Genomic DNA, 5,657 nt, shown 5'->3' on the forward strand with positions numbered 1-5,657 from the left:
CTTGTTAATATCACAAGTAAGTCGGCGCGAAAAAACCTTGTGTTTTTCACTCTTGAGTCATTGAAACCACTATTAAATTATTCGTTGTATTCGGTTGAAGTTCACTAGAACGTTCAGTTTGAGTAAATTCGTCAAAAAATTTGAAAAACTGCTCTAGTGCAGTGCGTTCATCTTGGGAGAAAAATAGAATGATTTGATCCCAAGTCTGATTGGAAGTTAAATTAAATTTCTGCTGAATCCAAGTTTGAAATTCTGAAAATTGCTGTTCTTGTGATGTTTGAGGAATTCCTATCTGGCGACGGGCAAAGCAGTAACCTGCTAAAAAAGTGCGGAGGTTGGATATAGAAGCTCGTCCCAAATACATGGCAGGACGTTTCTGTATATTGTGGATTAGGTCATACAAATCAACCATTTGTCCCTCTAACTTAAAATTTGGTTTCGGTGATTTGGAAATTGCCGCCTAAATCTTGGGCAGGGCAGTATAGGTTATTGATCCAGTCTACTCTGGAAATTCCTTCAGGATCTATGTTGTCAAAGATGAGTTCTTTTCCATCAATTTCAACGGCGATCGCTTCATGTCGCCCATTAATGGAAATGTTTTGTCGGAGGCGTTCATGGTAGATGTTGCAGAAGGGGTCTTCTGTGCTACCTGTGAACAGGCTAATCTGTTTACCAGAAATGTTTTGATCAATTAGGAATTGGCGCAAGGCGATCGCACAGGGAACACATTCAAAAATCTGGAATTCTACAGCGATCGCACTCTGCAAAGAGACAATGGAATATATAGTGAGATTTCCGAGACGACGAGAGTTAGGATCAGAAGACAGTCTGTCGAACATATGCTAACTATATGACATCCACATCGCGTGTTGTTCATAGCGACCCCGATATATTGGGGGGAACCCCTGTTTTTGTTGGTACTCGTGTGCCGATAAAAACCTTGCTCGATTATCTAGAAGCAGGTGACTCACTGGATGAGTTTTTAAATCACTTTCCCAGCGTCAGCCGTGAGCAAGCGATCGCTGCTCTCGAATTAGCAAAGGATAAGTGAAAATCGGTTTATACAGCGATCTGGCTGGGTTCGGATTTCGGATCTTTGTAATGATGCAAGTGTCAGTATTTCTTTTTTGCCAATCGCTTGAGTTTACCTTAGCTAGTTTATTTACAATCAAATCCCAATCTGAGCGATCGCAGAGGGTGCGATGGCATTGGTACTAAGAGCAATTAGCTTTGCAGCCAGAAATCAATTACTGCTACTACGATCGCACTTTCGGGAAACTTTCAAGGCGATCGCTTAAATCCAAACCCTCAACAAACCAGAGAAAGCAAGGGGCTAAAATCCTTCGTATACCAAAAAATTTCTCTGTTTATCTTCCCTATAGCAACTTTCGCGCAGCCTGTAGCAGCTTCCGCCTTCCTTGCAGCAACTTCCGCCTTCACGTTTCCGTGTTTCGCGCAGCCTGTAGCAGCTTCCGCCTTCCTTGCAGCAACTTCCGCCTTCACGTTTCCGTGTTTCGCGCAGTCTGTAGCAGCTTCCGCCTTCCTTGCAGCAACTTCCGCCTTCACGTTTCCGTGTTTCGCGCAGTCTGTAGCAGCTTCCGCCTTCCCTGTAGCAACTTCCGCCTTCACGTTTGAGTGTTTCGCGCAGCCTGTAGCAGCTTCCGCCTTCACGTTTGAGTGTTTCGCGCAGCCTGTAGCAGCTTCCGCCTTCACGTTTTTGTGTTTTGCGTAGCCTGTAGCAGCTTCCGCCTTTAATATAACGTGAGTTTAATTACTGTGATCGCATACATCACCAACCAAAATTACTGATTTGGCTTTGTTTGGAGAGCGATGTCTACGACGGGCTGCGCCTACGCAATTGGATTACTCTTGTACCTAGGACTTACGCACTGTACAAATTCATCGTGATGTGCATTAACGATGCTCCCGGAAGTTTTCAGGCTTTTCTTAATTATCCTGCGATCGTCAATAGACCATGCTGTGCCCTTACGAAAGATGTGGTTTTTAAACTTCTTCATATATGGTATTTCTTGTCAATGCATAAGTCCTAATTACCAGAAAACCCCCTAAATACAAAAAAAACCCGCCGTAGCGGGTTACACAACAAACTAAGAACATTGAAAACTTGATTTAGCCCGAATACCTCATCTCAGCTTCCAGTTGACGAATCAGTTGTTCGTCACCCTTTGCTCTGGCTACTTGCAAGCGATGCTCTAGGCTTTTTTGAATATTCTCTCTGTGAGCTTCTTGTGCTTTTCTGGCACTTTGTAGTCTACTTTGATTCATAGTAATTACCCTCTTTAATTTTTCCTTTTATATCTTGTATTCTTAACATAACACATATTTTGTAACAGTTGCTACAGAATTTTACGACTTTATGTATATTTTAGCAAAAACATGTCTAAGAAGCATATAGGTCAACAGCCACTTGTGACTTTACTAAGCGATTTCGGCGATCGCGATGTTTATGTAGGCATAATGAAGGGTGTCATAGCCCAAATCAACCCCAGACTGACGGTGGTAGACTTAACGCACCAAATTCCGCCGCAAAACATAGCCGCAGCCAGATTTTCCCTGATGAATGCTTATCCCTATTTCCCCGTTGGCACAGTGCATGTGGCAGTAGTAGATCCGGGTGTGGGAAGCAAGCGACGAGCGATCGCAGTAGAATTTGCTCAAGGGTTTCTGGTAGGCCCAGATAATGGTATTTTTAGTGGGGTAGTTAGTCAAAGTCCGGCGATCGCAGCCGTCGAACTTACAAATTTTAACTATTGGCGAACTCCCCAACCAAGCAAGACTTTTCACGGTAGAGATATCTTTGCACCAGTGGGAGCTAATCTTGCTAGTGGTGTCTCCCTCAAACAGCTAGGACAAGAAATTGATCCAGCAAGTTTGGTAAAACTGGATATAGGCGAGTGCAAGCAAACAACCACTGGTGTAGTGGGTTGCATTCAATATATTGACCACTTTGGCAACTTAGTGAGCAACATTGCAGGGAGTTACGTACAAGGCAAAAGTTGGTGTGTGCAAGCTGCGGGGTTGAGTATACCAGGCTGTGAAACTTACAGTGATGTCAACGTGGGAGAGATAATAGCTTTAGTTGGCAGTCACGGCTGGGTAGAAATTGCCATTAATAGCGGCAATGCTCACTCAAAGTTGCAGTTAGATTGGCAAGATTCGCTTCAAGTTGTGCTAACTTACAGCAGTTTTCATGTATTTAGACCACAGATGAGACGGGGAGTGGGGAGTGGGGAGTAGGGAGTGGTGTAGTTCAATTACTTGAAAAGCGCTGTAAATACCGCACCTCGTGAGTGCCACATCAAAAGAAACATCAAAAGCGATATCTCCGATGGGCTATGACGCTCGCGGACTCGCTACCGCTACGCTATCGGCGTCGCACTTTTGCCTAAAGTCCCAAAAGGTGATGGAATATGTCGCCGCATTCTCAATTTTTTGGATAATAACCAACCTAGAAGATCAGGCGATCGCTGAACTTATAGTAAGCTTGAACTGGTAAACCGTGAAAACCAATGCCCAAGAAAATTAGAGAACTGAAGGCAATGGTAGCGAAAGCTGGATATATTCTTCAGCCAGGTCGAGGAAAAGGAAGTCATACCTATTGGAAACATCCGTTGCTACCTGAACAACCTCTCACCATTCCAGGGAAGGACGGAGATGATGCTCCGTTATATTTGGAGAAGAACATTCAACGGGTACTCAAAAGCTTGGAAGACTTTGAAAACGACGAAGGTGAATAATAGATGAGCTATCACTACAGCATGGTGATTCAATGGTCAGAGGACGATCAACTCTTCCTAGTGCATTTGCCTGAGTTCCCCTGGCAGGAGTTTCATACACATGGCAAAACCTACGAAGAAGCCGCTAAAAATGGGCAAGAAGTGATTGAGGCGTTTGTTGAGATGCTTCAAGAAGAAGGGAAGCCACTACCAGAACCCAGGATGCTTCCTACACGACCATTACAGGTTGCTTAGTCAATTGTCAAATTATACAATCTGTCATTAGACATAGGAATGATATCATGTTCGACTTAATACTTAGTCAAAAGCGAGCAAAGCGCACAATCCCAAACCGCAAGCGAATTGCTTCATTCCACTTCGTTGCATTCGCAATGACATGCGGAACGCTAACGCAGAACTTTTCAGTCTACTGATTTTACAGCAGTTTTCATGTATTTGAACCACATCTGTTGTAGGGGCACGAGCCAGCTCATACGTGTCAACTTAAGGTAAAACCCTTGTCCCGCAAGGAACTGAAGTTCCTTGCTCATAGCAAAAGTCATCTGAAGATGACTAAATATAGCCAAAAATCTTTAGTCTACTTTAGTAGACTTTAGCTATTAGCCTTGAACTTTAGTTCGAGGCGGGCGTGGAAGCCAACAGATAAGCGATTTTTAGCTTAAGTTGACACCAATGAGCAATGCGCTTTACCCCTACCGCGTGGTCTATTTACCTGAAAATAGCTGTAATTTCTGCATTTTGTAGCTCAGTTACTTGCAAAGTGCTGTAAGTCTTTAACCAGATACGATATTACTTCTCAATTCTAAATTCTGTTGTAATTAAACAACTACAAAATTGTTTTCGGTTAGTGAAACTCCACCAAATAGTTGTGCAAATTGTATTTGAGTAAAACTACCTCCGCTACCATCTCGGTCAAAGTACAGCGCACCTGTGGTGAAGTCATAGATAAATCGTTGAGTGGAAGTGGTTGCAGATGTTCCAATGGTAAACTGACTTGCCTTAAGTGAACCGATTGATAATCTGCAATCAAAACCAGCAGCCGATACTTGAATAAGTTCATTGGTGGCGTTGAAGTCATAAAGACTATCAATGCCTTCATTGAAACTATTGAAAACAAAGGTATCAGTACCAGATCCTCCAATTAGGGTGTCATTCCCAGTGCCACCGTTGAGGGTGTTATTGCCTGAAGAGGTATATAATATAAGGCTGACGGGGTCGGGGTTATAAAAGTAGTCACCGGTTGAGAGATCATCATTGCCATCACCACCATCGAGCAGGTTATCCCCTGATGAACCCGCAACACTCAAGCTATCATTAAGGTTGGTTCCAATGATATTTGCCATAACTTTTACCTGACTCAATCAATTTTTTCACTACTTTTGCAGTCAATTCAATTCTCAAGTTGCTGTTAGTGCTGTTTGAAATCAAGCTTGAATGCTTGAGAGGTTGTTTAGCTCTCCAGAAGTTTACTTTCCCTCTATTTTTATCTCTGGTTTAATCAGGCGAGTTTTATGCAAAAGTGAATTATTTTTACAAGACTTTACATTTTCAGGACTTACGCAAAAATCGCCGAAAGGCTTAATTTATCGAACCGCCAAGACGCCAAGAACGCCAAGAATTCGTAGAGCGTGCGTAAGTCCTAATTTTGACTTGCTCAATTTCTTACTGAGAAATCCGGGTAGCAAGTCAGGTTAACGGCAAAAGAATACATCTTGAAACGCGATCGCCCTACCCGCCTGCTCTTAGGGGAGACAAAGCATAGCTTTGGCGGGGTGGGGTGCAATGACTGTGGGAATCATAACTAATTATGCGAACATAATATCACTGCTGTTGCGAAATGATTTTATCAGACGACGCTGGGCGATCGCTTCAGCTTGAGTTGCAGAAAACCCAGGTTAA

At 43.2% G+C, this 5,657-nt stretch carries 9 protein-coding genes; 4 read left to right on the forward strand and 5 right to left on the reverse strand.

Annotated elements, in window-relative coordinates; genetic code table 11:
* Positions 1–46 precede the first annotated feature (46 nt).
* Both LC574_RS23555 and LC574_RS23560 read right to left on the reverse strand, forming a co-directional pair.
* The gene (locus LC574_RS23555; RefSeq protein ID WP_229455994.1) at positions 47–412 is read right to left on the reverse strand and encodes a hypothetical protein; all 366 of its coding nucleotides are present in this window, start codon (positions 410–412) and stop codon (positions 47–49) included.
* Between the two features lie 13 nt (positions 413–425).
* Positions 426–839, reverse strand: coding sequence for a papain fold toxin domain-containing protein (locus LC574_RS23560; protein ID WP_229455995.1), 414 nt, complete (start codon positions 837–839; stop codon positions 426–428).
* A gap of 11 nt (positions 840–850) precedes the next feature.
* Here LC574_RS23560 and LC574_RS23565 point away from each other — a divergent pair, with 11 nt between their 5' ends.
* The gene (locus tag LC574_RS23565; protein WP_229455996.1) at positions 851–1,051 is read left to right on the forward strand and encodes a DUF433 domain-containing protein; all 201 of its coding nucleotides are present in this window, start codon (positions 851–853) and stop codon (positions 1,049–1,051) included.
* Between the two features lie 257 nt (positions 1,052–1,308).
* On the opposite strand, the gene LC574_RS23570 is transcribed toward LC574_RS23565, so the two are convergent.
* Together LC574_RS23570 and LC574_RS23575 are read right to left on the reverse strand one after the other, a co-directional pair.
* Complete coding sequence (locus LC574_RS23570; protein ID WP_229455997.1) at positions 1,309–1,713, reverse strand: hypothetical protein; 405 nt, start codon at positions 1,711–1,713, stop codon at positions 1,309–1,311.
* Between the two features lie 417 nt (positions 1,714–2,130).
* Entirely contained in the window at positions 2,131–2,286 is a 156-nt protein-coding gene (locus LC574_RS23575; RefSeq protein ID WP_181984880.1) for a hypothetical protein, read from the reverse strand.
* Positions 2,287–2,397: 111 nt separating this feature from the next.
* Between LC574_RS23575 and LC574_RS23580 the strand changes: the two genes are divergently transcribed.
* From LC574_RS23580 to LC574_RS23590, 3 genes are all read left to right on the forward strand, one after another.
* Entirely contained in the window at positions 2,398–3,258 is an 861-nt protein-coding gene (locus LC574_RS23580; RefSeq protein ID WP_229455998.1) for an S-adenosyl-l-methionine hydroxide adenosyltransferase family protein, read from the forward strand.
* A gap of 272 nt (positions 3,259–3,530) precedes the next feature.
* Complete coding sequence (locus LC574_RS23585; protein WP_229455999.1) at positions 3,531–3,758, forward strand: type II toxin-antitoxin system HicA family toxin; 228 nt, start codon at positions 3,531–3,533, stop codon at positions 3,756–3,758.
* 3 nt (positions 3,759–3,761) lie between these two features.
* Positions 3,762–3,992, forward strand: a complete 231-nt coding sequence (locus LC574_RS23590; RefSeq protein ID WP_118167715.1) for a type II toxin-antitoxin system HicB family antitoxin — start codon at positions 3,762–3,764, stop codon at positions 3,990–3,992.
* Positions 3,993–4,576: 584 nt separating this feature from the next.
* Here the strand turns inward: LC574_RS23590 and LC574_RS23595 are convergent.
* Positions 4,577–5,101, reverse strand: a complete 525-nt coding sequence (locus LC574_RS23595) for a calcium-binding protein (RefSeq protein ID WP_229456000.1) — start codon at positions 5,099–5,101, stop codon at positions 4,577–4,579.
* Positions 5,102–5,657: the final 556 nt, after the last annotated feature.

It is taken from the genome of Nostoc sp. CHAB 5715, assembly GCF_020829685.1.
Lineage (GTDB): Bacteria > Cyanobacteriota > Cyanobacteriia > Cyanobacteriales > Nostocaceae > Nostoc.

Coding starts and splice junctions, on each gene's coding strand:
- LC574_RS23555 (WP_229455994.1), bottom strand. CDS start 412: ATGGTTGATTTGTATGACCTAATCCACAATATACAGAAACGTCCTGCC.
- LC574_RS23560 (WP_229455995.1), bottom strand. CDS start 839: ATGTTCGACAGACTGTCTTCTGATCCTAACTCTCGTCGTCTCGGAAAT.
- LC574_RS23565 (WP_229455996.1), top strand. CDS start 851: ATGACATCCACATCGCGTGTTGTTCATAGCGACCCCGATATATTGGGG.
- LC574_RS23575 (WP_181984880.1), bottom strand. CDS start 2,286: ATGAATCAAAGTAGACTACAAAGTGCCAGAAAAGCACAAGAAGCTCAC.
- LC574_RS23580 (WP_229455998.1), top strand. CDS start 2,398: ATGTCTAAGAAGCATATAGGTCAACAGCCACTTGTGACTTTACTAAGC.
- LC574_RS23585 (WP_229455999.1), top strand. CDS start 3,531: ATGCCCAAGAAAATTAGAGAACTGAAGGCAATGGTAGCGAAAGCTGGA.
- LC574_RS23590 (WP_118167715.1), top strand. CDS start 3,762: ATGAGCTATCACTACAGCATGGTGATTCAATGGTCAGAGGACGATCAA.
- LC574_RS23595 (WP_229456000.1), bottom strand. CDS start 5,101: ATGGCAAATATCATTGGAACCAACCTTAATGATAGCTTGAGTGTTGCG.